22 protein-coding genes, 1 rRNA gene and 1 riboswitch are annotated in these 23976 nt (G+C 42.2%); of the genes, 21 read left to right on the top strand and 2 right to left on the bottom strand.

Going from position 1 to position 23976, the window contains the following annotated elements:
• The 15 genes from rrf to purD form a co-directional block, all read left to right on the top strand.
• Positions 1-76, top strand: a 5S ribosomal RNA gene (gene rrf, locus AB7942_RS30520); the annotation flags it as partial.
• A gap of 506 nt (positions 77-582) precedes the next feature.
• Complete coding sequence (locus tag AB7942_RS05685) at positions 583-1443, top strand: mechanosensitive ion channel family protein (RefSeq protein WP_369446124.1); 861 nt, start codon at positions 583-585, stop codon at positions 1441-1443.
• Positions 1444-1470: 27 nt separating this feature from the next.
• Positions 1471-1668, top strand: coding sequence for an NETI motif-containing protein (locus AB7942_RS05680; RefSeq protein ID WP_179195689.1), 198 nt, complete (start codon positions 1471-1473; stop codon positions 1666-1668).
• An 88-nt stretch (positions 1669-1756) separates the two neighbouring features.
• Positions 1757-1858: riboswitch (purine riboswitch) on the top strand.
• Positions 1859-1971: 113 nt separating this feature from the next.
• A complete protein-coding gene (gene purE / locus AB7942_RS05675) occupies positions 1972-2460 on the top strand; it encodes a 5-(carboxyamino)imidazole ribonucleotide mutase (RefSeq protein ID WP_088085138.1) in 489 nt (162 codons plus the stop codon).
• On the top strand, positions 2453-3601 hold the full coding sequence (gene purK, locus AB7942_RS05670; RefSeq protein WP_088090261.1) for a 5-(carboxyamino)imidazole ribonucleotide synthase: 1149 nt from the start codon (positions 2453-2455) through the stop codon (positions 3599-3601). The genes purE and purK overlap by 8 nt, the downstream gene beginning before the upstream one ends.
• Positions 3602-3604: 3 nt before the next feature.
• Positions 3605-4903, top strand: coding sequence for an adenylosuccinate lyase (gene purB, locus AB7942_RS05665; protein WP_088085139.1), 1299 nt, complete (start codon positions 3605-3607; stop codon positions 4901-4903).
• 103 nt (positions 4904-5006) lie between these two features.
• Positions 5007-5720, top strand: coding sequence for a phosphoribosylaminoimidazolesuccinocarboxamide synthase (gene purC / locus AB7942_RS05660; RefSeq protein ID WP_098934681.1), 714 nt, complete (start codon positions 5007-5009; stop codon positions 5718-5720).
• Positions 5713-5967 carry a phosphoribosylformylglycinamidine synthase subunit PurS gene (gene purS, locus AB7942_RS05655; protein WP_098934680.1) on the top strand — a complete coding sequence of 85 codons (255 nt, stop codon included), beginning with the start codon at positions 5713-5715 and terminating at the stop codon, positions 5965-5967. The genes purC and purS overlap by 8 nt, the downstream gene beginning before the upstream one ends.
• Positions 5964-6647, top strand: coding sequence for a phosphoribosylformylglycinamidine synthase subunit PurQ (purQ, locus tag AB7942_RS05650; RefSeq protein WP_088085142.1), 684 nt, complete (start codon positions 5964-5966; stop codon positions 6645-6647). Before purS ends, purQ begins: the two co-directional genes overlap by 4 nt.
• Positions 6631-8856, top strand: coding sequence for a phosphoribosylformylglycinamidine synthase subunit PurL (purL, locus tag AB7942_RS05645; RefSeq protein WP_369446123.1), 2226 nt, complete (start codon positions 6631-6633; stop codon positions 8854-8856). The genes purQ and purL overlap by 17 nt, the downstream gene beginning before the upstream one ends.
• Positions 8832-10244 carry an amidophosphoribosyltransferase gene (gene purF / locus AB7942_RS05640; RefSeq protein ID WP_088085144.1) on the top strand — a complete coding sequence of 471 codons (1413 nt, stop codon included), beginning with the start codon at positions 8832-8834 and terminating at the stop codon, positions 10242-10244. Before purL ends, purF begins: the two co-directional genes overlap by 25 nt.
• 15 nt (positions 10245-10259) lie before the next feature.
• Positions 10260-11294 (top strand): phosphoribosylformylglycinamidine cyclo-ligase, encoded by a 1035-nt coding sequence (gene purM / locus AB7942_RS05635; RefSeq protein ID WP_335439833.1) that lies wholly within the window; start codon positions 10260-10262, stop codon positions 11292-11294.
• The gene (purN, locus tag AB7942_RS05630) at positions 11291-11893 is read left to right on the top strand and encodes a phosphoribosylglycinamide formyltransferase (RefSeq protein WP_369446122.1); all 603 of its coding nucleotides are present in this window, start codon (positions 11291-11293) and stop codon (positions 11891-11893) included. Before purM ends, purN begins: the two co-directional genes overlap by 4 nt.
• Positions 11868-13406, top strand: a complete 1539-nt coding sequence (purH, locus tag AB7942_RS05625) for a bifunctional phosphoribosylaminoimidazolecarboxamide formyltransferase/IMP cyclohydrolase (RefSeq protein WP_369446121.1) — start codon at positions 11868-11870, stop codon at positions 13404-13406. Before purN ends, purH begins: the two co-directional genes overlap by 26 nt.
• Before the next feature lie 18 nt (positions 13407-13424).
• The gene (gene purD / locus AB7942_RS05620; protein ID WP_369446120.1) at positions 13425-14699 is read left to right on the top strand and encodes a phosphoribosylamine--glycine ligase; all 1275 of its coding nucleotides are present in this window, start codon (positions 13425-13427) and stop codon (positions 14697-14699) included.
• On the opposite strand, the gene AB7942_RS05615 is transcribed toward purD, so the two are convergent.
• Positions 14696-14809 (bottom strand): EYxxD motif small membrane protein, encoded by a 114-nt coding sequence (locus tag AB7942_RS05615; RefSeq protein ID WP_335397359.1) that lies wholly within the window; start codon positions 14807-14809, stop codon positions 14696-14698. The two genes, purD and AB7942_RS05615, sit on opposite strands and share 4 nt — an antisense overlap.
• A 94-nt stretch (positions 14810-14903) precedes the next feature.
• Entirely contained in the window at positions 14904-15206 is a 303-nt protein-coding gene (locus tag AB7942_RS05610; RefSeq protein WP_098934674.1) for a YgaP family membrane protein, read from the bottom strand.
• Positions 15207-15375: 169 nt separating this feature from the next.
• Between AB7942_RS05610 and AB7942_RS05605 the strand changes: the two genes are divergently transcribed.
• The 6 genes from AB7942_RS05605 (at position 15376) to ligA (ending at position 23975) form a co-directional block, all read left to right on the top strand.
• Positions 15376-17121 carry an adenine deaminase C-terminal domain-containing protein gene (locus tag AB7942_RS05605; RefSeq protein WP_335397362.1) on the top strand — a complete coding sequence of 582 codons (1746 nt, stop codon included), beginning with the start codon at positions 15376-15378 and terminating at the stop codon, positions 17119-17121.
• A 75-nt stretch (positions 17122-17196) separates the two neighbouring features.
• Positions 17197-18246, top strand: a complete 1050-nt coding sequence (locus AB7942_RS05600) for a DUF3048 domain-containing protein (RefSeq protein WP_438825704.1) — start codon at positions 17197-17199, stop codon at positions 18244-18246.
• A 26-nt stretch (positions 18247-18272) separates the two neighbouring features.
• On the top strand, positions 18273-18587 hold the full coding sequence (locus tag AB7942_RS05595; protein WP_088085151.1) for a YerC/YecD family TrpR-related protein: 315 nt from the start codon (positions 18273-18275) through the stop codon (positions 18585-18587).
• A gap of 149 nt (positions 18588-18736) precedes the next feature.
• On the top strand, positions 18737-19432 hold the full coding sequence (pcrB, locus tag AB7942_RS05590; RefSeq protein WP_369446119.1) for a heptaprenylglyceryl phosphate synthase: 696 nt from the start codon (positions 18737-18739) through the stop codon (positions 19430-19432).
• A 57-nt stretch (positions 19433-19489) separates the two neighbouring features.
• On the top strand, positions 19490-21757 hold the full coding sequence (gene pcrA / locus AB7942_RS05585) for a DNA helicase PcrA (RefSeq protein ID WP_088085153.1): 2268 nt from the start codon (positions 19490-19492) through the stop codon (positions 21755-21757).
• Positions 21758-21965: 208 nt separating this feature from the next.
• Positions 21966-23975 carry an NAD-dependent DNA ligase LigA gene (ligA, locus tag AB7942_RS05580; RefSeq protein ID WP_369446118.1) on the top strand — a complete coding sequence of 670 codons (2010 nt, stop codon included), beginning with the start codon at positions 21966-21968 and terminating at the stop codon, positions 23973-23975.
• Position 23976: the final 1 nt, after the last annotated feature.

Raw genomic sequence — 23976 nt, 5'->3', positions numbered from 1 at the left:
GAACACGGAAGTTAAGCTTCTCAGCGCCGATGGTAGTTGGGACACGCGTCCCTGTGAGAGTAGGACGTTGCCAGGCAAATCTAAGACAACCAGTAATGGTTGTCTTTTTGTTATGTGGAGAAAATAATTTGTTTTTAGGTGATTAGGAATTTATGGTGCTGTAAACTAGGTAGTAAGTGATAAGTGTCCGATCTTAAGGCTCACAGCGCCCGCACACAAAGAAAAAAGGACTGAACGGTCACTCTGAGGAGTTCACAGTGCCCGTACACGAAGAAAAAAGGGGCGAACGGTCACTCTGAGGAGCTCACAGTGCCCGCACACAAAGAAAAAAAACCGAACGGTCACTCTGAGGAGCTCACAGTGCCCGCACACGAAGCAAAAAGGACCGAACGGTCACTCTGAGGAGTTCACAGTGCCCGTGCACGAAGCAAAAAGGACTGAACGGTCACTCTGAGGGTTTCGAAGGACAAAATCTCACAAGTGAGCAGGAAAAAAGTCTATCGTAAAAATATTTTTTCCATCAAATGTTTGTAACATCAAACATTGCAAACACTAAGTATGATTGGAAGACAAGTGGGTGATATGATGGATTGGATGGAATTGCTGCATCACTATAAACTGATAAGTATTCTAATAGCTGCTGTTATTGCAAGGGCCATTGTTTTAATCATAAATAAAACGGTTCATAATTTTTTTCTAAAAACCCATTTCATTGAGGAACGAAAAGAGCAAACGATTGAAAGCATGATCCGCTCTTTAACAAAATACACAGTTACGATTAGTTTCATTTTTTTTGCGATATCCCAATATGTAAGTAATTTTGGAAGAATTCTTGCTGGGGCAGGGGTTGTCGGGGTAATCGTTGGGTTTGGGGCGCAGAGCTTAATCAAAGATATTCTCTCAGGTATTTTCTTAATTTATGAAAAGCAGCTGCATAAAGGCGATTTTATCACAATAAATAATACCTTTAATGGAACGGTTGTGGATATAGGATTAAGGTTCTTAAAGATTAGAGAATGGAGTGGAAAGGTTTTAACGATAAGCAATGGAGAAGTAAAACAGATTCACAACTTTAATATCGATCAAATGAGGGTGATTGAAAGAGTAGTGGTAAGCTATCGAGAAAATCCTGAAAGGGTATTTGAAATTCTTGAGATTGCCTGTGAAAAAATGAATGAAGTACACAAACCATGTTTAAAGTTAGACCACTCCAATTGTGCGATAGAGCCGTTCAAAGTATATGGGATGACTACAATCAATTCGGGTTATCGAGGGATAGAATACACGGTAACGGGTCTTGTGGATGATGCCTACTACTGGGATGCGGCAAAAGGAGCAAGAAGGATTATTGCTCAAACCCTGTTTGATTACGAAATAAAATTGGCAGAAGATACTATGTTATTAAGAGAGGTAGAAAATGCCTTACTTAGAGAGAGACATTAAAGGTGGAAAGAGAGGTAATTAGTGTCAATGGGTAAAAAGAAAATGCAATTTGAGGTACAGGAAAATGAAAGTATTGAGGACTGCTTGAATAGAATGAAAAAGTTGGGATATACGCCCGTACGCCGAACGGAAAAGCCAATTTTTCAAGAAATCAAAAAAGGCAGCGAAACTATTTATGAACCTGTAGCACGCCAAATCATCTTTGAAGGCATATTAACAGAGTAAAACACGAACATTATAGTTCGATTTCAAAATAACGTTCGATTTATGTGTTGACACCTTCCTGAGTTGATTGTAATATATAGGAGTGAATTAAACAATTTATCTTTACCCTCGTATATCCATGGGGATATGGCCCATAAGTTTCTACCCAATAACCGTAAATTATTGGACTATGAGGGAAAGTCAATATGTTCGGTAGATTAAGGGCTGGCCCCTTTCTATTGTTATGCCCGAACAAATGGCTTTCTCTTTCATGAGAAGCTATTTGTTCGGGCTTTTTATTTAGGTAAAAAAGGAGGATTAGCGATGTCCATTCTTGTTGGAGTTATCATGGGGAGTAAATCGGATTGGGAATCAATGAAATATACTTGTGAGGTTCTCGACCAGTTAGAAATTGCTTATGAAAAAAAAGTGGTATCAGCCCATCGGACACCTGATTTGATGTTTACATATGCAAAGGAAGCCAGAGATAGAGGTTTAAAGGTGATTATTGCCGGAGCCGGCGGTGCGGCCCACCTTCCCGGAATGGTAGCTTCACAAACCATCTTGCCGGTCATCGGTGTTCCCGTACAAACACAGGCATTAAAGGGATTGGATTCTTTGTTGTCTATCGTCCAAATGCCGGGTGGTGTACCTGTAGCAACAGTCGCGATTGGCAAAGCGGGTGCAGTAAATGCAGGTTTACTAGCTGCACAAATTTTAGCAACGGGAGACGCTGAATTAGCTGGAAAATTAGAAGCAAGAAGAGAAGCAACTAAACAAGAGGTACTGGAAAGTAGTGATCAACTTGTCTAACAAAACGATTTTACCAGGAGCAACGATAGGAATTATCGGCGGCGGCCAACTTGGTCGTATGATGGCGCTAGCGGCAAAGGCTCAAGGCTTTCGAATTGCGGTATTAGAACCGACGGAAGATTCTCCGTGCGGACAAGTCGCAGATATTGAAGTCATTGGGGCTTATGATGATCGCAAAGCCATCGGTAAATTAGCAGAAGTTAGTGATGTCATCACATATGAATTTGAAAACATTGATGCGGATACATTAGACTGGTTATGTGATCAAGCTTATGTGCCGCAAGGGCCGCGGCTGTTAACGGTCACGCAGGACAGGATTAAGGAGAAAGCAGCCATCCAACAAGCTGGGGTAGATGTTGCACCATATGAAGTAGTTAACAGCATGGAGGATTTATTTTTAAAAATTAACACCATCGGTTACCCGGCTGTCCTGAAAACGGCAAGAGGCGGTTATGACGGAAAAGGCCAGCTGGTGATTAGGGAACCTCAGGATTTATCGAAGGGGGACCCCCTTCTAAAACATGGTGCCTGTGTAGTTGAAAAATGGATTCCCTTCGAAAAAGAGATATCGGTGATTGTGACACGAAAGCTTGATGGTGAAACGACATTTTTTCCAGTCGCTGAAAACATTCATGAAGAAAATATTTTAGATACGACGATTGTTCCTGCACGAATTTCACAAGTTTTACAAAGAGAAGCTATTCAACTGGCAAAGAAGCTGGCCGATTCGTTACAATTAGTCGGGACGCTTGCTGTCGAAATGTTTTTGACTAGTGATGGAACCATTTATATAAATGAACTGGCGCCACGGCCGCATAATTCTGGCCATTTCACAATTGAAGCTTGTGAAACGTCACAGTTCGAGCAGCATATCCGTGCAATCTGTAATTGGCCGCTAGGAAATACGGGGCTATTAAAACCGGCAGTTATGGTCAACCTATTAGGAGAGCATCTTGAAAACCTTTATGAGGAAATTCCGACTGTGAATGACTGGAAGATTCATTTATATGGAAAAAAGGAAGCAAAAATCAAACGGAAAATGGGCCATGTGACGATTTTGCGAGAGAGTGTCGAAGCGGCTCTTGCAGAAATTAATGAAAGCAGCATCTGGAAAAAAACAAAAGAAAAGATCGGGGGATAAAACATGATTGATCGTTATACTAGACCGGAAATGGGAGCTATTTGGACGGAGGAAAACCGCTTTAATGCTTGGCTTGAGGTAGAAATACTTGCTTGTGAGGCATGGGCGGAACTTGGGGATATTCCAAAGGAAGATGTTAAGAAACTTCGTGAAAATGCCTCTTTTAATATTGACCGCATTAAAGAGATTGAAGAGGAAACACGGCACGACGTGGTTGCATTCACCCGCGCTGTTTCCGAAACATTAGGGGAAGAGCGGAAATGGGTCCATTACGGCCTAACGTCAACAGATGTGGTTGATACGGCCCTTTCTTATTTATTAAAGCAGGCCAATGCGATTTTACAAAAAGACTTAGAAAACTTTGTTGAGATACTAAAAAATAAAGCCAAGGAACATAAATTAACGGTAATGATGGGACGGACGCACGGAGTTCATGCGGAGCCGACCACATTTGGTTTAAAGCTTGCACTTTGGTATGAAGAAATGAAACGGAACCTGGAGCGCTTTAGACAAGCGGCAGAGGGTATCGAGTTCGGAAAGATTTCAGGTGCGGTGGGGACATACGCGAATATTAATCCGTTTGTAGAACAGTATGTTTGTGAAAAATTAGGGTTGCAACGGGCGCCGATTTCGACGCAAACCTTGCAGCGCGACCGCCATGCCCACTACATGTCGACGCTTGCTTTGATTGCAACTTCTATTGAGAAATTCGCTGTTGAGGTTCGCGGGCTGCAAAAGAGTGAAACTCGTGAAGTGGAAGAGTTTTTTGCAAAGGGACAAAAGGGATCTTCGGCAATGCCTCATAAACGAAATCCAATTGGTTCAGAAAATATGACTGGTTTGGCCCGCGTGATTCGCGGCTATATGATGACGGCTTACGAAAATGTACCGCTTTGGCATGAACGTGATATCTCTCATTCATCAGCGGAACGGATCATTTTGCCGGATGCCACGATTGCTTTGAATTATATGTTGAACCGCTTTGGTAACATTGTGAAGAACCTAACCGTTTATCCGGAGAATATGAAGCGCAACATGGATCGTACCCTAGGGTTGATTTATTCCCAACGTGTACTGCTTGCACTGATTGATAAGGGGCTATCACGCGAAGAAGCTTATGACACAGTACAGCCAAAGGCGATGGAAGCCTGGGAGAAACAAGTTCCTTTCCGCAGCTTAATTGAAGCAGAGGATAAAATTACTTCGCTGCTATCCAGTGCTGAAATTGCCGATTGTTTTGATTATAGCTATCATCTGCAACATGTAGATACAATTTTTGACCGCTTAGGGTTGAATGAGTAAAGAGACATGTGACTAAAACATAAAAAAGGCGAGAACTGGGGCACTCATGCCCCTCGCCTAGTAAGAAGATTCCCAATATTGCAAAACAGGAGGCGTTTCTACAATGAAAAAACCTTTATACGAAGGAAAAGCGAAACGAATTTATGCAACTGACGACGAACAGATTGTTTTGGTTGAGTATAAGGATTCAGCAACTGCCTATAACGGACAAAAGAAGGCTGACATCACAGGAAAAGGCCGTTTAAATAACGAGATTACTAGTTTATTATTTTTAAAACTTAAAGAACAGGGAATTGAATCCCACTTTATCGAGCGTATATCTGAAATAGAACAATTGGTGAAAAAAGTAACCATTATTCCGCTTGAAGTAGTTGTTCGAAATATTGCGGCAGGAAGCCTTGCAAATAGATTGGGAATCGAAGAGGGCCGCGAGTTATCAACGCCGATTGTTGAGTTTTACCTGAAAAACGATGAACTTGGAGATCCGCTTGTAACATTAGATCACATCCTTGAACTGCAAGTTGCAACTGAAGAGGATGCAGCAATTTTACGAGAAAAAGCACTTCAAATTAATACAGTTTTATCAAGCTTCTTCAATGAACTTGGCATACGTCTCATCGATTTTAAACTAGAGTTTGGAAAAGACAAGGACGGTCAAATATTGCTTGCCGATGAAATTTCGCCCGACACCTGCAGGCTATGGGATAAAGAAACCAATGAAAAGCTCGATAAGGATGTATTCCGCCGTGATTTAGGAAGTTTAACAGATGCATACGAAAATATTTTAGCGAGATTGGGAGGACGTCAGCATGTATAAAGTAAAGGTATTTGTCACGTTAAGAGAAAGTGTTTTAGACCCACAAGGGAAAGCAGTAACCAACTCTTTACATTCTCTAAATTATAAGGAAGTAGCCGATGTCCGAATCGGTAAATATATGGAGTTAACGATTGAAAAATCAGAGCGGGATATTAATGAAGTGATCAATGAAATCTGTACCAACCTTTTAGCAAATCCGGTCATTGAAGATTACCGATACGAAGTAGAGGAGTGTGTTACTCTGTGAAATTTGCGGTGATTGTCTTCCCAGGATCAAATTGTGACGTTGATATGTTCCATGCCATTCAAGATGAACTTGGAGAGCAAGTGGAATATGTTTGGCATGATTCTGAAAGCTTAGAAGAATTTGATGGAATTCTGCTTCCAGGCGGCTTTTCATATGGGGACTATTTGCGCACTGGAGCTATCGCTAGGTTCAGTAATGTCATGAAGGAAGTTATCAAAGCAGCAGAAGCAGGAAAGCCGGTTCTTGGAGTATGTAACGGATTTCAAATTCTGCTCGAAGCAGGGTTACTTCCAGGCGCTATGAGACGAAACGAAAGCCTCTCATTTATTTGTAAGCCTGTTGAGTTAAAAGTCGAAAACAATCAGACAATGTTTACCTCTGAATACAGCAAAGGGGAATCAATCGTTGTCCCTGTTGCGCACGGTGAAGGAAATTACTATTGTGACGAGGAAACACTTGCGAAGCTGAAAGAAAATAATCAAATTGTTTTTACCTATAATCAAAATCCGAACGGTAGTCTTGCTGATATCGCTGGAATTACCAATGAAAAAGGAAACGTTCTTGGGATGATGCCTCACCCGGAAAGAGCAGTAGATGAACTATTAGGCGGCGCCGATGGACTGAAAATGTTCCAATCGATTGTGAAAACTTGGAGGGAAGCATATGTTGTCAACGCTTGAACCAAATCCTAACCAGATCAAAGCAGAAAAAATATATCAGCAAATGGGTTTGTCCGACGAAGAATTTGCAATGGTTGAAAACATTCTTGGACGTACACCGAATTATACCGAAACTGGCCTTTTTTCCGTCATGTGGTCGGAACATTGCAGCTACAAAAATTCAAAGCCGATTCTAAGAAAGTTCCCGATTACAGGGGAACGAGTTTTACAAGGACCTGGTGAAGGTGCGGGTATTGTCGATATCGGCGATGAACAGGCTGTTGTTTTTAAAATAGAAAGTCATAATCACCCATCAGCTATTGAACCATATCAAGGAGCGGCAACCGGCGTAGGCGGTATTATCCGCGATGTGTTCTCGATGGGAGCAAGACCAATCGCTATGTTAAACTCGCTTCGTTTTGGTGAACTGGACTCCGCCCGGGTACGCTATTTATTTAAAGAGGTCGTCGCAGGGATTGCTGGCTATGGCAACTGTATTGGAATTCCAACAGTTGGCGGCGAAATCCAATTCGACCCTTGCTATGAAGGAAATCCGTTGGTCAATGCCATGTGTGTTGGACTAATTGACCATAAGGACATCAAAAAAGGGCAAGCGCATGGTGAAGGCAATACTGTCATGTATGTTGGGGCTAAAACTGGCCGAGACGGAATTCATGGTGCAACCTTTGCTTCCGAGGAATTAACGGAACAATCAAATGAGGATCGTCCTGCAGTTCAAGTAGGCGACCCATTTATGGAAAAATTACTGCTTGAAGCCTGTTTAGAATTAATTCATTTTGATGCACTTGTTGGCATTCAGGACATGGGTGCAGCGGGACTTGTCAGCTCATCTGCGGAAATGGCCAGTAAAGCAGGAATGGGAATTGAAATGAATTTAGACTTAGTTCCACAGCGGGAAACAGGGATGTCTGCTTACGAAATGATGCTGTCTGAATCCCAAGAACGGATGCTCATCGTCGTGAAAAAAGGTAGAGAACAAGAAATCGTCGAGCTTTTTGAAAAATATGGACTTGAAGCAGTTGGTATCGGGACAGTCACAAGCGATAAACAGCTTCGTCTCATTCATAACGGGGAAATCGTTGCGGACGTTCCAGCTGATGCGTTAGCGGAAGATGCACCGGTTTACCAAAAACCGTCAAAAGAACCAAGCTATTTTAAGGAATTCCAAGCGATGGAGAACGAAATTCCACAGGTAGATGATATGAAAGAAACGCTTTTACAAATTTTACGTCAGCCAACTGTTGCAAGTAAGGAATGGGTGTATGAGCAGTACGATTACATGGTGCGTACCAATACAGTCGTTTCCCCAGGATCAGATGCTGCCGTTGTTAGAATTCGTGGAACAAGGAAAGCATTAGCGATGACAACGGATTGTAATTCTCGCTATGTCTATTTAGATCCAGAAATGGGTGGGAAGATCGCCGTGGCAGAAGCAGCCCGCAATATTGTTTGTTCTGGTGCGGAACCATTAGCGATTACAGACAACCTAAATTTCGGAAACCCGGAAAAACCAGAAGTGTTCTGGCAGATTGAAAAAGCTGCGGATGGCATGAGCGAAGCCTGCCGTGTTCTTGAGACACCGGTAATTGGTGGAAACGTCTCTTTATATAACGAAACAAGTGGAACAGCGATCTATCCAACACCAGTCGTCGGGATGGTTGGTTTAGTAACCGATATTGATCATATTACGACACAGCACTTTAAAAATAGCGGCAACCTTATTTATTTAGTCGGGGAGACAAAGGATGAATTCGGCGGCAGTGAACTGCAAAAGCTTCTGAACGGAAAGGTGTTCGGTAAAGCCCCTGAATTAAATATAACGATTGAAAAAGAAAGACAAAATCAGGTCCTAGCTGCGATTCGTGCAGGATTGGTTCAATCAGCTCATGACCTATCAGAAGGCGGTTTAGCCGTTGGGTTAGCTGAATGTCTTTTTGCGAATGAAAAGCTTGGAGCGGAAGTAGAAATAGCGGGAAACCTAGTTTCTGCCTTATTCAGTGAAACACAATCTCGTTTCCTATTGTCGGTAAAAGAAGAAGATAAGCTTGAATTTGAAAGTTTAGTAGACGCAGTACAAATCGGTTTAGTGAATGATACAGCTAAATTGCAAATCACAATGGGTGAGTCAACCGTACTTGAAGCTTCAATTGAAGAATTAAAAGATGCCTGGAAAGGGGCGATCCCATGTTACCTGAAATCAAGGGATTAAATGAAGAGTGTGGAATTTTTGGGGTTTGGGGACATGTTGACGCAGCACAGCTTACTTATTACGGACTTCACAGCCTGCAGCATCGCGGCCAGGAAGGAACAGGCATTGTTGTATCTGATGGAAGTAAGTTAAAAGGCGTAAAGGGTGAAGGGCTCGTGTCCGAAATCTTTACGGCCAGTGCCATGAAGGAATTGACAGGTACTGCAGCGATTGGACACGTTCGGTATGCAACAGCAGGCGGCGGCGGGTACGAAAATGTTCAGCCGCTCTTGTTTCACTCACAAACAGGAAGTCTTGCGCTTGCACATAATGGAAACCTAGTTAATGTGAACTCATTAAAACATCAGCTTGAGGCTCAAGGGAGTATTTTTCAAACCAGCTCTGATACCGAGGTATTAGCTCACCTTATGAAAAGAAGCGGTTATTCTGATTCAAGGGACCGTGCCAAAAACGCGCTCTCGATGTTAAAAGGGGCGTATGCCTACCTTATCATGACAGAAAACGAATTAATGGTGGCTCTTGATCCGCACGGCTTAAGACCTCTTTCGCTTGGATGCCTTGGTGATGCCTATGTTGTTGCATCAGAAACCTGTGCTTTTGATGTGGTGGGTGCGGAATATATTCGCGATATTCGCCCGGGGGAACTATTAATTATCAATGATAACGGGATAACTTCTGAACAATTCGCTGTAAGTACAACAAAAGCTATTTGTACGATGGAATATATTTATTTTTCAAGACCGGACAGTAACATTCAAGGAATCAACGTTCATACCGCCCGTAAAAACCTCGGGAAAAGAATGGCAGTAGAAGCCCCGTTTGAGGCGGATGTCGTCACAGGTGTACCGGATTCTAGTATTTCAGCTGCGATTGGTTATGCCGAAGCAACGGGAATTCCCTATGAAATGGGATTAGTCAAAAACCGCTATGTCGGAAGGACGTTCATCCAGCCTTCTCAATCGTTACGAGAGCAAGGGGTAAAAATGAAGCTTTCCCCTGTACGTGGCGTAGTAGAAGGAAAGCGAGTCGTGATGGTGGACGATTCGATTGTTCGAGGAACAACAAGCAGGCGGATTGTCACGATGCTAAAAGAGGCAGGAGCAACTGAGGTTCACGTGGTGATTACGTCTCCACCGATTAAAAACCCGTGCTTCTATGGAATTGATACCTCGACAAAAGAAGAATTGATTGCCTCTGATAAATCGATCGAAGAAATGAGAGAACTGATTGGTGCGGACACGCTAACGTTTATTAGCGTGGAGGGAATGATCGAAGCGATTGGTAGAAAAGATGGGGACGGCACAAGCGGTTATTGCCTTGGCTGTTTTAACGGAAATTACCCAACCGAAATTTATCCTGACACACTCCAATATTATTACCAAAAGTAGAAAGGGGCGAGCAGCGTGGCAAATGCATATAAGCAAGCAGGAGTTAATATTGAAGCAGGCTATGAAGCAGTAGAGAGAATGAAAAAGCATGTTCAAAAAACAGCACGGGCTGGCGTCCTTGGCGGTTTGGGTGGATTTGGCGGCATGTTTGATTTATCAGCACTACAATTAAAAGAACCAGTTTTGGTGTCAGGCACCGATGGGGTGGGCACGAAACTGATGATTGCCTTTTGGATGGATAAGCATGATACGATTGGAATCGATGCAGTCGCGATGTGTGTTAATGATATTGTTGTACAGGGTGCAGAGCCCTTGTTCTTTTTAGATTACATTGCGTGTGGAAAAGCGGATCCTGAAAAAATTGAGGCAATTGTCAAAGGAATTGCCGACGGTTGTGAGCAGGCTGGCTGTGCGCTAGTTGGCGGAGAAACAGCTGAAATGCCTGGATTGTATAGTGAAACGGAGTATGATTTAGCCGGATTTACGGTTGGTGCCTGTGAAAAATCGCAGCTCATCACGGGCGAAACGATTCAAGCGGGTGATGTGCTGATTGGCTTAGCATCGAGCGGTATTCATAGCAATGGTTATTCACTTGTAAGAAAAGTATTTAATGACTGGTCGTTACTTGATTTTGTTGATGAACTCGGGTGTACATTAGGAGAAGAGTTGCTCAAGCCTACAAAAATTTATGTGAAACCGATTTTGTCCGCGTTGAAAAAGTTCCAATTAAAAGGGATGGCTCATATAACAGGCGGCGGATTTATTGAAAATATTCCGCGCATGCTGCCAGCGGGTCTAGGTGCAGAGTTGTATGAAAAAAGCTGGGATATCCCACCTGTTTTTAAACTACTATCTTCTCATGGACAAATTGATTACCAAGAGATGTATAATATTTTTAACATGGGGATCGGCATGGTGATTGCTGTGGATCCGGAAAATGCAGCTGACCTGTTAGAACATTTTAACCAATCTGGAGAGACCGCTTATGAAATTGGTGTGGTAACTGGGAATGAAGGAATTAACATCAAGGCTCAAGGTGGCCGCCTATGAAAAAGATAGCTGTATTTGCATCAGGGAGCGGAAGTAATTTTCAGGCCATTATTGATGTAGTTCAAGCAGGCCAACTTGATGCAAATATTTCTCTTTTAGTTTGCGACAAACCGGGTGCTTTTGCGATTGAAAGAGCAAGAGCAGCAAAGATCCCGAGTTTTGTTTTTACCGCAAAGGACTATACTAGTAAGGAACATTATGAGGAAGAAATTTTAGCTCAATTAAAGACCTCGGGTGTAGAATTCATTGTCCTTGCCGGGTACATGCGCTTGATTGGTTCGAAATTGTTAGCTGAGTATAAAGGAAGAATCGTCAATATCCACCCGTCACTCCTTCCAGCTTTTCCTGGCAAAGATGCGATTGGGCAGGCGTTGGCTGCTCAAGCGAAGTGGAGCGGTGTCACCATCCATTTTGTTGATGAGGGAATGGATACGGGCCCAATCATTATTCAGGAGCGGGTTCGACTCGACGAAAATGAGACAAGAGAAAGCCTACAGCAGAAAATCCAGAAAAGCGAACATAAACTTTATCCATCCGTACTGCAAATGCTATTGACACAAGGAGATGTAATCAATGACACAAAAGCGCGCGCTAATTAGTGTTTCTGACAAAAATGGAATAACTGAATTTGCAAGGGAATTAGTCAGCCTAGGATATGAACTTATTTCCACAGGAGGCACGAAAAAGGCTCTTCAAGAGCAGGGTATACCTGTTCTTAGCGTTAGTGATGTAACTAATTTTCCAGAAATTTTAGAAGGTCGTGTGAAAACATTAAATCCATTGATCCATGGCGGCTTGCTTGCAAAACAGGATGATGTAAAGCATCAACAACAGCTAGACGAGCATGGAATACAAGCAATTCAACTGGTTTGCGTCAATCTTTATCCTTTTCAGCAAACAATCGAAAAACCAGATGTTACAGTTGCCGATGCGATTGAAAATATTGATATCGGCGGTCCAACGATGCTTCGTGCTTCTGCCAAAAACCATCAATATGTCACTGTTGTGGTTGATCCAACTGACTATGAGACCGTAATTGCTGAATTAAAAGCAGATGGTGAAACGAAGTTTGAAACAAGAAGAAAGCTTGCAGCAAAGGTGTTCCGCCACACGGCAGCCTATGATGCCTTAATTGCGGAGTATATGACCCATTTGGCTGAAGAAAATAACCCAGAGACATTAACAGTAACATATGAATTAAAGCAGTCTCTTCGTTATGGGGAAAATCCACACCAACAAGCAGCTTTTTATAAAAAGCCACTTGGTTCGACATTCTCGATAGCTAATGCCGTCCAGCTTCATGGAAAAGAGCTATCTTATAACAATATCAACGATGCGGATGCAGCCCTGCAGATTGTTAAAGAGTTTGCAGGACCAGCGGCTGTAGCCGTAAAGCATATGAATCCATGCGGTGTTGGAACAGGTGAAACAGGTTATGATGCGTTCACAAAAGCATTTGCGGCCGATCCTGTGTCCATTTTTGGCGGAATCATTGCTTTTAACCGTGAAGTAGATGCCCAAACAGCAAGCAAACTTCATGAAATTTTCTTAGAGATTATCATTGCACCTTCCTTCTCAGAGGAAGCATTAGCAATTTTAACTGGGAAAAAGAATCTTCGCCTGTTAACCATTCCATTTAATGATGTTAAAAAACCAGAGTTAAAAATGACAACGATTGAAGGCGGATTGTTAGTTCAGGAGCAAGACCGTTATACATTAGAAGATGCGAACGTCACGGTTGCCACGAAAAGACAACCGACAGATGCAGAATGGGAAGCATTAAAGCTTGGCTGGAAAGTTGTCAAGCATGTGAAATCAAATGCGATTGTGGTTACTAATGAGGATATGACAATTGGTATTGGTGCTGGGCAGATGAACCGAGTAGGTGCAGCTGAAATTGCGCTGAAGCAAGCTGGTACAAAGGCTGAGGGAGCGGCTCTTGCATCAGACGCCTTTTTCCCAATGGACGATACCGTTGAAGCAGCGGCGAAAGCCGGAATTACCGCAATTATTCAGCCAGGCGGATCCATCCGTGATGAGGACTCGATTAAAAAGGCTGATGAATATGGAATTGCAATGGTGTTTACAGGAGTTAGACATTTCAAACATTAAACCGATGGAGGGCATTCGATGAACGTACTGATTATCGGCCGTGGTGGTAGAGAACATGCAATTTGCCGAAAAGTAAGTGAAAGCGCAGGATTAGAAAAAGTATTTGTTGCTCCTGGTAATCCCGGAATGGCAGATGTAGCGGAACTTGTCTCGATTGCAGAGTCCGAACATGAACAGCTCCTTCAGTTCGCTAAGGACAATGGAGTGGGCTTAACAATTATTGGTCCAGAGGTACCATTGCTAGAGGGACTTGCTGACAAATTTGAAGCTGCTGGTTTGGCGGTATTCGGTCCGCGCCAAGCGGCAGCCGAGATCGAAGGAAGCAAGTCATTCGCAAAGGAATTAATGAAGAAATATCAAATTCCTACGGCTGATTATGCTGTTTTCACTAAATATGAGGATGCCCGTAACTATATTGAGGAAAAAGGTGCGCCGATTGTCATTAAAGCGGACGGATTAGCAGCAGGAAAAGGTGTCACCGTAGCGCTCACGAAAGAAGAGGCCCTCGCTAGCGTGGAAGAAATGCTTATTGATGCAAAATTCGGTGCAGCGTCATCTCGTGTAGTCATTGAAGAGTTTTTAGCGGGTGAGGAATTTTCGTTAATGGCATTGGTGAATGGTGAGGTCGTCGTACCATTAGAAATCGCTCAAGATCATAAACGCGCCTATGATGGTGACCTTGGTCCAAATACAGGCGGAATGGGTGCTTACTCACCTGTTCCTCAGATCGGTGCAGAGACCGTTCAAACGGCTGTTGATACTGTCCTTATTCCGGCGGCAAAAGCAATGGTACAAGAAGGCAGAAGTTTTTGCGGCGTGTTATATGCGGGTTTGATAAAAACACCTGATGGTCCAAAGGTGATTGAATTTAATGCCCGTTTTGGTGATCCAGAGACACAAGTAGTGCTGCCTAGATTGAAATCGGATTTAGTTCAAGTCGTGTTGGAGCTCTTAAATGGAGGATGTCCTACCCTTGAATGGGATGAACAGGCTATGATCGGTGCTGTAGTGGCTGCGAAAGGGTACCCTGAGGCATATGAAAAGGGTGCAGTGTTAACAGGGTTAGCAGACTTAAATGATCAAGAGGTTTTCACTTTTCATGCGGGAACAGTGAAAAATGATGCAGGTGAGTTTGTTACTGCTGGAGGCAGGGTCCTTCTTGTAGGAGCCAAAGCCGAAAGTATAGTAGAAGCGCAAGAAAAAGTGTATCGTGAACTGGAAAAGTTAACATGTGATGGTGTGTTTTATCGAAAAGATATCGGTGCAAAAGCGATCCAACCTGCTACGCGCTAACGGGCTCGCCTCTTTCCAGTTCGACGAATAAACACATAAAGAAGTGCGACAATGCTGCCGATAATGGCAGTTAGAACAAACGACATATCCGTTAGATACTCCCAAAACATAAACAATCAACTCCAATCAAGGGCTGACCGCTTTAGGGTCAGCTCTTTTTTAGCTTAAAAAAAATGAGATTCGATTGATTCTACAATTCCCGATTTAAGTTGGATTGTAGGGTACCAATTGATCCCCATCCCCATTAAGCCCTTCCATTCCATCCATTGAATCCATCGCCCGATCGTGATCCTCGATCATGCACTGACATTTTTCAAATAAAGCAGTAAGCGGACAATAGCGGACAATTCCCTCTGCTACCTTCATTGCCCCACACAAGGCAACAAACAAATAAGAATCTCTCCAAGGGTGTTTAACCAGTTTAGAGGTAGTCCAGGAAAGAATCGTTAAGCCAATCGTAATCCGAATTAATGCATTTAAGATACTAATATTTGGTTTAACATTCATTTTGTTCACTCCTTCACAAATTGTTTACAAATATTATCAATTCTTTAATGCGTTAAACAGTAAAATATGATAATATTGTATCTAAAGAATTTTTTGTAAGGGCTTTCTTTGTTGTTAAATCAACTTATTATTGTATAGATAGTTTTTTTAAAAAGGGGAGGGAAGACGTATGCTAGAGCAACGCTACCGCTGGAAAAATAAACACTTACGCATGCATGTATCCGTTTTGGATGGAAAAACGTCTCCAACCATTTTATTGAAAAACGCCTTGTATTTAAATCAGACGTTTCAAAAGTGGTTAAGAGCAAATATTTGGATTTGTGAAGACCGGATTGTTTATGTGGGTGAGAACTTGCCAACACATCTTGATAACTGTGAAATCATTGATTGCACCAATGAGATTCTTGTTCCGGGATACATTGAACCACATGCCCATCCGTTTCAATTATATAATCCCCAAACACTGGCTGCGTATGCATCCCAGTTCGGGACAACGACATTAATAAATGACAATATGGCCCTTCTTTTACATTTGGAAAAAAGGGAAGCGTTTACATTATTAAAGGATCTTCGCTCGATTCCAACAACAATGTTTTGGTGGAGCCGTTTTGATTCTCAAACAGAAATTCTGCATGAAGAAGAAATTTTTTCACATAGTAATGTTAAATCATGGCTTGAGCACGATGCAGTTCTTCAGGGCGGGGAATTGACAGGATGGCCCAAACTGCTTGATGGCGATGATATGATGCTCCATTGGATTCAAGAAGCAAAACGGATGCGCAAGCAAATTGAAGGCCACTTCCCAGGAGCTTCAGAAAAAACATTGGCAAAAATGATGCTGCTTGGTGCGGACTCTGACCATGAAGCGATGACAGGTGAAGAAGTATATGACCGATTAATGCAAGGGTATATGGTGTCTTTAAGGTATTCATCAATTCGACCTGATTTGCCAAACATATTGGATGATATGAAGCGACTAGGCATAGAGGCATATGATAGATTAATATTTAATACTGATGGCTCATCCTCAACCTTTTACGAGCAAGGAGTCACTGATGCGATGATTCGCATTGCCATTGAAAAAGGTGTTCCAACTATTGATGCTTATAATATGGCAACAGTAAACATTGCCCGCTATTACAATATTGATCATCTCCATGGTAATATTGCAACTGGCCGGGTAGCCAATATAAACTTCTTATCCAGTATTGAAAATCCAACACCTGTTTCCGTTTTAGCGAAAGGAAAATGGGTCAAACGGGATGGACAGCAAGTGGCCGATGCCTACCCTCCAATTACTTGGGACGAATATGGACTAAAGCCGATGGAGTTGGATTGGAATTTGTCAGTAGATGATATGCAGTTTTCCATGCCGTTTGGGATCAAGATGGAAAATGCCGTCATCACCAAGCCATATTCCATTTCTATTGATGCTTCAGGAGATGAACTGCCATCACATCATGATGAATGCTTTTTTACATTGATTGACCGCAATGGGAAATGGAGAATTAATACGTTATTAAAGGGATTTGCGACTACATTATCAGCATTGGCCAGTTCGTATTCAAGTACCGGAGATATTATTTTAATAGGAAAAAATAAACAAGATATGCTCCAGGCTTTTAATAGAATGAAAGAATTAGGCGGCGGCATTGTGATGGTTGAGGACAATCAGGTCGTGTGCGAGATGCCATTAACTTTAGGTGGAATCATGTCAAACCTTCCAATCGAAGAATTAATCAGTCAAGAAAAAAAGCTGCTTACCGAGTTAAGAGAACGAGGATATTCATTTTCAGATCCTATATACAGTCTTGCCTTCTTTTCTGCAACACATTTGCCTTACATTCGGATTACTCCACAGGGAATGTACGATGTAATGAATAAAACAGTACTCTTTCCGTCAATAATGCGTTAAACTGTAAGTGAGTAAAGTTTTAAAGCGTGAAAGTGTTTTTCTTTATTGAAAGTAAATAGGGGTGTGTTCATGAAGATGAAAAAATGGGTTGTTTTCGTGATAGCTTTCCTGTTACTACTTTCTGGGTGTAGTGATAAGGAAAAGGTTAAGGAAACAGTAAAGAGGGAAAAACCTGTAACTCAAACAGAGAATAAACCAGAAGAGAAACAAGTTGACCCGTATTCTTATCCATTAACAGGGATTGGCTCTGAAACCAGCACAGATGGAAGAGCGGTAGCTGTAATGATTAATAATCACCCAAAAGCAAGACCCCAATCGGGCCTGAACAAGGCAGATATCGTCTATGAAATTCTAGCAGAGGGTGATATCACTCGCTTCCTGGCAGTATTTCAAAGTGAAAAGCCGGCAAATATTGGTCCGGTAAGGAGTGCAAGGGACTATTATATTTACTTGGCAAAAGGACTTAATGCCCTTTACATTGCCCATGGCTATAGCCCGGAAGCAAAGAAACTCCTAAATGGTAACTATATTGATAATTTAAATGGGATGGTCTATGATGGTACACTATTTAAACGCTCTAAAACCCGAAAAGCACCCCATAACTCCTATATTACGTATGAAAACATTTTAAAAGGTGCTAAGCAGAAGAAATACTCAATGGGAAAAAGTCCCGCACCATTTAAATTTTTCACAGAAGAAGAAAGTAAAAATATTACGGGTAAGGATGCTAAATCTGTTAAGATTACTTATTCTAAGAGTGGAATTTCCAATTCAGTCTTTAAATTTGACGATACGATCGGTAAATATATTCGTTTTTCAGGCAACGAGCAAACCATTGATTTAGATACAAAAGAGCCTGTTTTGTTGGATAATATTTTTATTATCGAAGCTGAGCATCAGTTTATCGATTCCTATGGGCGCCGAGATATCGATTTTAAGTCTGGCGGAAAAGCCTATTTGCTTCAAAAGGGTAAGGTCAACCAAGTGGAGTGGATGAATAAGAACGGTGAAATTGTTCCAATCAAAAATGGTGAAGAGGTTCCACTCGTACAAGGAAAAACATGGGTCAATGTTATTCCAACCAAACCTGGTCTTCAGAATATTGCCACGTTTGATGTAAACTAAATAGACATTTTAAAGGGGTAAACAATATGCAAATTAATAAATTACGGGGTAAGGAGCTTGATCAATTGTTTCAAGCCGTTCTATCCTTAAATGATCTTGAAGAGTGCTATCGCTTTTTTGACGATTTATGCACAATTAATGAAATTCAGTCATTAGCACAGCGTCTTGATGTAGCAAGAATGCTACGCGAAGGGAATACGTATCACAAAATTGAAACGGAAACCGGAGCGAGCACAGCCACTATTTCACGGGTGAAACGCTGCTTGAACTATGGAAACGATACGTATGAAATGGTCCTTGAACGAGTTAAGGGCGAAACGACTGCAACTGAACAAGAATAAACAAACCGGAGAAATTGTTCTTCGGTTTTTCTTTTTCACTTTAAAAATGGTTATGATTTCTATATTTAGATTTAGTGTTTTCTTTTTTTATCGAATCGGCTAGTGCTATAATGGTGAAATGGAATTAATGATATGGGAGGATCTTTTTGATGTATGATTTTCGCGAGTGGCGGCATGTGTTTAAACTCGACCCAAATAAAGAAATAGCGGAAGACCGTTTAGAAAAAATCTGTGAATCAGGAACCGATGCCATTATCGTAGGTGGGACAGATGGGATTACATTAGAAAATGTCCTCGATTTGATGGCAAGAATTCGCAGGTTTTCGGTCCCATGTGTCCTTGAAGTATCAACGATTGAGACGGTTACACCAGGATTCGACCTTTATTTTATTCCAACCATTTTAAATAGCAGCGATACCAAATGGATTACGGGACTTCACCATCAAGCGGTTAAGGAATTTGGTGAAATCATGGATTGGGAAGAAATTGTCATGGAAGGCTATTGCATTTTAAACGAGGACTGCAAAGCTGCGAAACTGACAAATGCGAAAACAAACATAACCAATGAAGAGGTAATTGCTTACGCGGTAATGGCTGAAAAAATGTTTCAGCTGCCGATATTTTATGTAGAATATAGCGGTAAATATGGTGATATTGAACTGGTTGTGAACGTAAAAAAGTCGCTTGAAAATACCATCCTTTTTTATGGTGGAGGAATATCAACCATTGAACATGCCGCAGAAATGGCCAAGCATGCTGATGTCATTGTGGTCGGAAACGCCATTTATGAAAATTTTGACCTAGCCTTGGAAACAGTAAAGATTGACCGATCATTGCTAAAGTAGAAAAATAGAGTTAAGATAAAAATAAGAACAAATGTTTGTAATGGTGGTGGATATTAAGTGCAATATTTAACTGATAAGCTATTAAACGGACTGAATCCAGAGCAGCAAAGTGCCGTTAAGGCAACCGATGGACCGCTGTTACTAATGGCTGGTGCCGGAAGTGGTAAGACAAGAGTTCTGACCCATCGAATTGGCTATTTGATTGTAGAAAAAAGAGTAAATCCTTATAATATTTTAGCGATTACGTTTACAAATAAAGCCGCACGAGAGATGAGAGATCGAATCGGAAAAATGATGGGCGGGGCTGCCGAAGAAATTTGGATTTCCACCTTTCACTCGATGTGTGTAAGGATCTTACGCCGAGATATTGACCGAATCGGCTTTAATCGTAATTTTACGATTCTTGATTCAACTGATCAGCTATCCGTGGTCAAAGGAATTCTTAAGGAAAAAAATATTGATCCAAAGAAATTTGATCCACGTGCCATTTTAGGAGCGATCAGCTCAGCGAAAAATGAGTTAATCGAACCTGAGGAATATAAGAAAACAGGTGGAGGCTATTTTGAAGATGTTGTAGGTAATGCGTACGAAGAGTACCAGAAGCGATTAAGAAAGAATCAAGCGCTGGACTTTGATGATCTCATTATGCTGACGATTCAATTATTTAGACGAATTCCTGATGTCCTCGAGTATTATCAGCGCAAGTTTCAATATATTCATGTCGATGAGTATCAGGATACGAACAAAGCACAGTATCTGTTAGTAAAGTTACTTGCAAGTCGTTTCAAGAATTTATGCGTAGTAGGGGATTCTGACCAATCCATTTATCGATGGCGCGGAGCGGATATCGCAAATATCCTGTCGTTTGAAAAAGACTATCCGAACGCAACGGTTATTTTACTAGAGCAAAACTACCGTTCAACAAAAAGGATTCTTCTAGCTGCCAATAAGGTCATCCAAAACAATCTAAACCGTAAAGCGAAGAACCTATGGACCGAAAACCCGGAAGGCAACAAACTTGTTTATTACCGTGCGGATAGTGAGCAGGGGGAAGCACAATTCGTTGCTGGAAAAATTAAAGAATTAACCCGTAATCATCAGAACAAATTAACCGACATTGCCATCCTTTATCGCACGAACGCTCAGTCCCGTGTCATGGAGGAAGTGCTTCTAAAATCGAATATCGAGTACTCAATCGTCGGCGGAACAAAGTTCTATGACAGGAAAGAAATTAAGGATATGCTGGCTTATTTACGCCTAATTTCCAATCCTGATGATGATATTAGCTTACGCCGTGTTATTAATGTTCCAAAGCGTGGGATTGGTTCAAGCTCCGTTGATAAAATTGCTGATTTTGCCGATATGCATGATTTATCCCTTTTCCAAGCACTTGAGTCCGTAGAATTATTAGGGTTAAGTCCGAAAATCACCAAAGCGGCAAGAGAATTTCGCGATTTAATCGGTAATTATACCAATATGCAAGAGTTTCTGTCTGTTACAGAACTAGTTGAAGAAGTACTGGAAAAATCCGGGTACCGTGAAATGCTCAAAGCGGAAAAATCGCTGGAAGCCCAAAGCCGCCTCGAAAACCTTGAGGAATTATTATCTGTGACGAAAAGCTTCGAAGATTCAAGTGAAGATAAGAGTCTTGTTGCCTTTTTAACCGATTTGGCACTGGTGGCTGATATTGATTCGCTTGATGACGATGGTGAAAAGGCAGATTCAATTACGCTTATGACCTTGCACTCGGCTAAAGGGCTGGAATTCCCGGTTGTCTTCTTGATTGGTATGGAAGAAGGTGTATTCCCTCATAGCCGATCATTGATGGAAGAAGTAGAAATGGAAGAAGAGCGCCGGCTAGCCTATGTAGGAATTACTAGAGCGGAGCAAACGCTGTTCCTGTCAAACGCCCAAATGAGAACATTGTTTGGGAGAACCAATATGAATCCACCTTCTCGCTTTATAAAAGAAATCCCTGAAGACCTGATCGAAGGAGTCGAACCAGCGGAGAAAAAAGTGAATTCACCATTTGGATCGACTGGAAAATCATTTGGCTCAGGACGCAGCACATCGTTCGGATCACCGAAGACGTCATTTGGTACACCGGCTGCAGCCAGAAAACCAGTCATGCGCCCAGTTTCTGCTCCTTCTGGCGATGAGGCTGGCTGGAAGGTTGGCGATAAAGCCCAACATGGTAAATGGGGTATCGGAACCGTTGTAAGTGTAAAAGGCCAAGGGGAAGGAACGGAGTTAGATATTGCTTTTCCAAGTCCGGTTGGAATCAAACGCCTGTTAGCCAAATTTGCTCCGATTAATAAAGCCTAATTAGAGGCTAAGTTAAACCTTATTTTGATTTTACACACTCTGTTGATTGGAGCGGAATGCGCGAGACTCCTGCGGGAGGACGGGGAAGGGGAGACCCCAAAGGCGCTTAGCGCCGAGGAGGCTCCCCGGACCGCCCGCGCGGCGCTGCGTGCATGGAGCGGAAATCAACAGACAAGTTTAAGAAAACCTTAAGGAAAGGACTGAATATATGGACCTTCAAAGTGCAGAAAAGAGAATCACTGAAATAAGCAGCCTATTAAATCACTATGGCTATGAATACTATGTTTTAGACAAACCATCTGTACCAGATGCTGAATATGACAAATTAATGCATGAACTGTTGGAACTTGAGGAGAAATTTCCGCAATTAAAAACAGCAGATTCGCCGTCACTGAGGGTTGGCGGCACCGTGATCGATCTGTTTGAAAAGGTAGAGCATCGTACACCGATGCTTAGTCTTGGCAATGCTTTTAACGAGCAAGATTTAAGGGATTTTGACCGTCGCATCCGTCAAGCTGTCGGGGACGATATTTCTTATGTATGTGAGTTGAAAATTGACGGCCTGGCTGTATCGTTACGATATGAGGATGGTCTATTTGCACAAGGCGCTACCCGTGGAGATGGGACCATTGGTGAAGATATTACCGCTAATATAAAAACCATCAAATCCGTCCCGCTCCGTCTCCGCGAAAATGTTTCCTTGGAGGTTCGCGGCGAAGCTTATATGCCCAAGCGCTCGTTTGAGGCCTTGAATCAAACAAGGGAAGAACGCGGCGAGGAGCTATTTGCCAACCCTAGAAATGCAGCAGCAGGATCGCTAAGACAGCTTGATCCGAAAATTGCTGCTTCTAGAAGGCTGGATGTCTTTTTATATGGAATTGGAAATATCAGTGAAAGCAGTGAGATAGAGTCACATAGTGAAGGCCTTGATTACTTGGATCGACTCGGCTTTAAAACAAATCATGAGCGGAACAAGTGTGCATCGGTTGACGAAGTGATCGAATATGTCAATAGCTGGGTCGAAAAGCGCCCGCACCTTCCCTATGAGATTGATGGAATCGTCATTAAAGTAGATTCCTATGCCCACCAGGCTGCACTCGGAACGACAGCAAAAAGTCCGCGCTGGGCCATTGCTTACAAGTTCCCTGCAGAAGAAGTGGTCACAACTCTTTTAGATATTGAGTTAAGTGTTGGTAGAACAGGTGTGATTACCCCTACGGCCATTCTTGAGCCAGTCAAAGTAGCAGGAACAACTGTACAGCGTGCCTCCTTGCACAATGAGGATTTAATCCGGGAAAAGGATATCAAGCTTGGTGACAAAGTCGTTATCAAAAAGGCAGGGGATATTATTCCAGAGGTGGTCAATGTTTTGGCTGACCAACGGACAGGGGAAGAAGTGGAATTCCACATGCCGACTCATTGTCCCGAGTGTGAAAGTGAGCTCGTGCGTTTTGAAGGTGAAGTGGCTTTACGCTGTATTAACCCTAAATGTCCTGCACAGCTCCGGGAAGGCTTAATTCATTTTGTTTCAAGGGTCGCGATGAACATCGAGGGTCTTGGGGAAAAGGTCATCAGCCAGCTTTTTGCTGAAAAATTAATTGCAGATGTTGCCGATATTTATAAGCTTACTCGTGAACAGCTTCTAGCCCTTGAAAGAATGGGTGAGAAATCAGCTACTAATCTTATTAAAGCCATTGAGATATCGAAAGATAATTCACTTGAAAAGCTTTTATTTGGACTAGGGATCCGTCATGTTGGTGCCAAAGCCGCAAAAACGTTAGCCCAACAATTTGGTACGATGGACAAACTCGCAGCGGCCACGAAGGAAGATTTAATCGCGGTTAATGAAATTGGTGATAAAATGGCGGATTCTATCGTCGCCTTTTTTGAAAAAGAAGAGGCTGTGGAGTTAATCAACGAATTAATTGCTGCTGGTGTTAATATGGAATATAAGGGTTCCAGACCAGTTTCTGCAGAAAATTCCGATTCCATCTTTGCAGGAAAGACCGTTGTTCTTACAGGAAAGCTGGAACGTTTATCCAGGAATGAAGCAAAGGATAAAATCGAAGCGCTGGGCGGGAATGTGGCTGGCAGTGTCAGCAAAAAAACACACCTTGTCATTGCTGGTGTAGAGGCGGGTTCAAAACTTACCAAAGCACAAGAACTAGGAATTGAAGTGTGGGACGAGGAGAAACTCCTAGTTGAATTAAATAAATAAG

Source organism: Neobacillus sp. BF23-41, assembly GCF_041106275.1.
The sequence above is the reverse complement of the archived record's forward strand: the minus strand, read 5'-3'. Positions and strand labels throughout refer to the sequence as shown.

Bases quoted from the DNA above. Each gene is read 5' to 3' on its own strand.
- purD (WP_369446120.1), top strand. From the start codon at position 13,425: ATGAACGTACTGATTATCGGCCGTGGTGGTAGAGAACATGCAATTTGC.
- purB (WP_088085139.1), top strand. From the start codon at position 3,605: ATGATTGATCGTTATACTAGACCGGAAATGGGAGCTATTTGGACGGAG.
- purC (WP_098934681.1), top strand. From the start codon at position 5,007: ATGAAAAAACCTTTATACGAAGGAAAAGCGAAACGAATTTATGCAACT.
- AB7942_RS05610 (WP_098934674.1), bottom strand. From the start codon at position 15,206: ATGAATGTTAAACCAAATATTAGTATCTTAAATGCATTAATTCGGATT.
- AB7942_RS05680 (WP_179195689.1), top strand. From the start codon at position 1,471: ATGGGTAAAAAGAAAATGCAATTTGAGGTACAGGAAAATGAAAGTATT.
- purH (WP_369446121.1), top strand. From the start codon at position 11,868: ATGACACAAAAGCGCGCGCTAATTAGTGTTTCTGACAAAAATGGAATA.
- pcrB (WP_369446119.1), top strand. From the start codon at position 18,737: ATGTATGATTTTCGCGAGTGGCGGCATGTGTTTAAACTCGACCCAAAT.
- AB7942_RS05615 (WP_335397359.1), bottom strand. From the start codon at position 14,809: ATGTTTTGGGAGTATCTAACGGATATGTCGTTTGTTCTAACTGCCATT.
- purE (WP_088085138.1), top strand. From the start codon at position 1,972: ATGTCCATTCTTGTTGGAGTTATCATGGGGAGTAAATCGGATTGGGAA.
- purF (WP_088085144.1), top strand. From the start codon at position 8,832: ATGTTACCTGAAATCAAGGGATTAAATGAAGAGTGTGGAATTTTTGGG.
- AB7942_RS05605 (WP_335397362.1), top strand. From the start codon at position 15,376: ATGCTAGAGCAACGCTACCGCTGGAAAAATAAACACTTACGCATGCAT.
- ligA (WP_369446118.1), top strand. From the start codon at position 21,966: ATGGACCTTCAAAGTGCAGAAAAGAGAATCACTGAAATAAGCAGCCTA.
- purL (WP_369446123.1), top strand. From the start codon at position 6,631: ATGTTGTCAACGCTTGAACCAAATCCTAACCAGATCAAAGCAGAAAAA.
- AB7942_RS05685 (WP_369446124.1), top strand. From the start codon at position 583: ATGATGGATTGGATGGAATTGCTGCATCACTATAAACTGATAAGTATT.
- AB7942_RS05600 (WP_438825704.1), top strand. From the start codon at position 17,197: ATGAAAAAATGGGTTGTTTTCGTGATAGCTTTCCTGTTACTACTTTCT.
- purN (WP_369446122.1), top strand. From the start codon at position 11,291: ATGAAAAAGATAGCTGTATTTGCATCAGGGAGCGGAAGTAATTTTCAG.
- AB7942_RS05595 (WP_088085151.1), top strand. From the start codon at position 18,273: ATGCAAATTAATAAATTACGGGGTAAGGAGCTTGATCAATTGTTTCAA.
- purS (WP_098934680.1), top strand. From the start codon at position 5,713: ATGTATAAAGTAAAGGTATTTGTCACGTTAAGAGAAAGTGTTTTAGAC.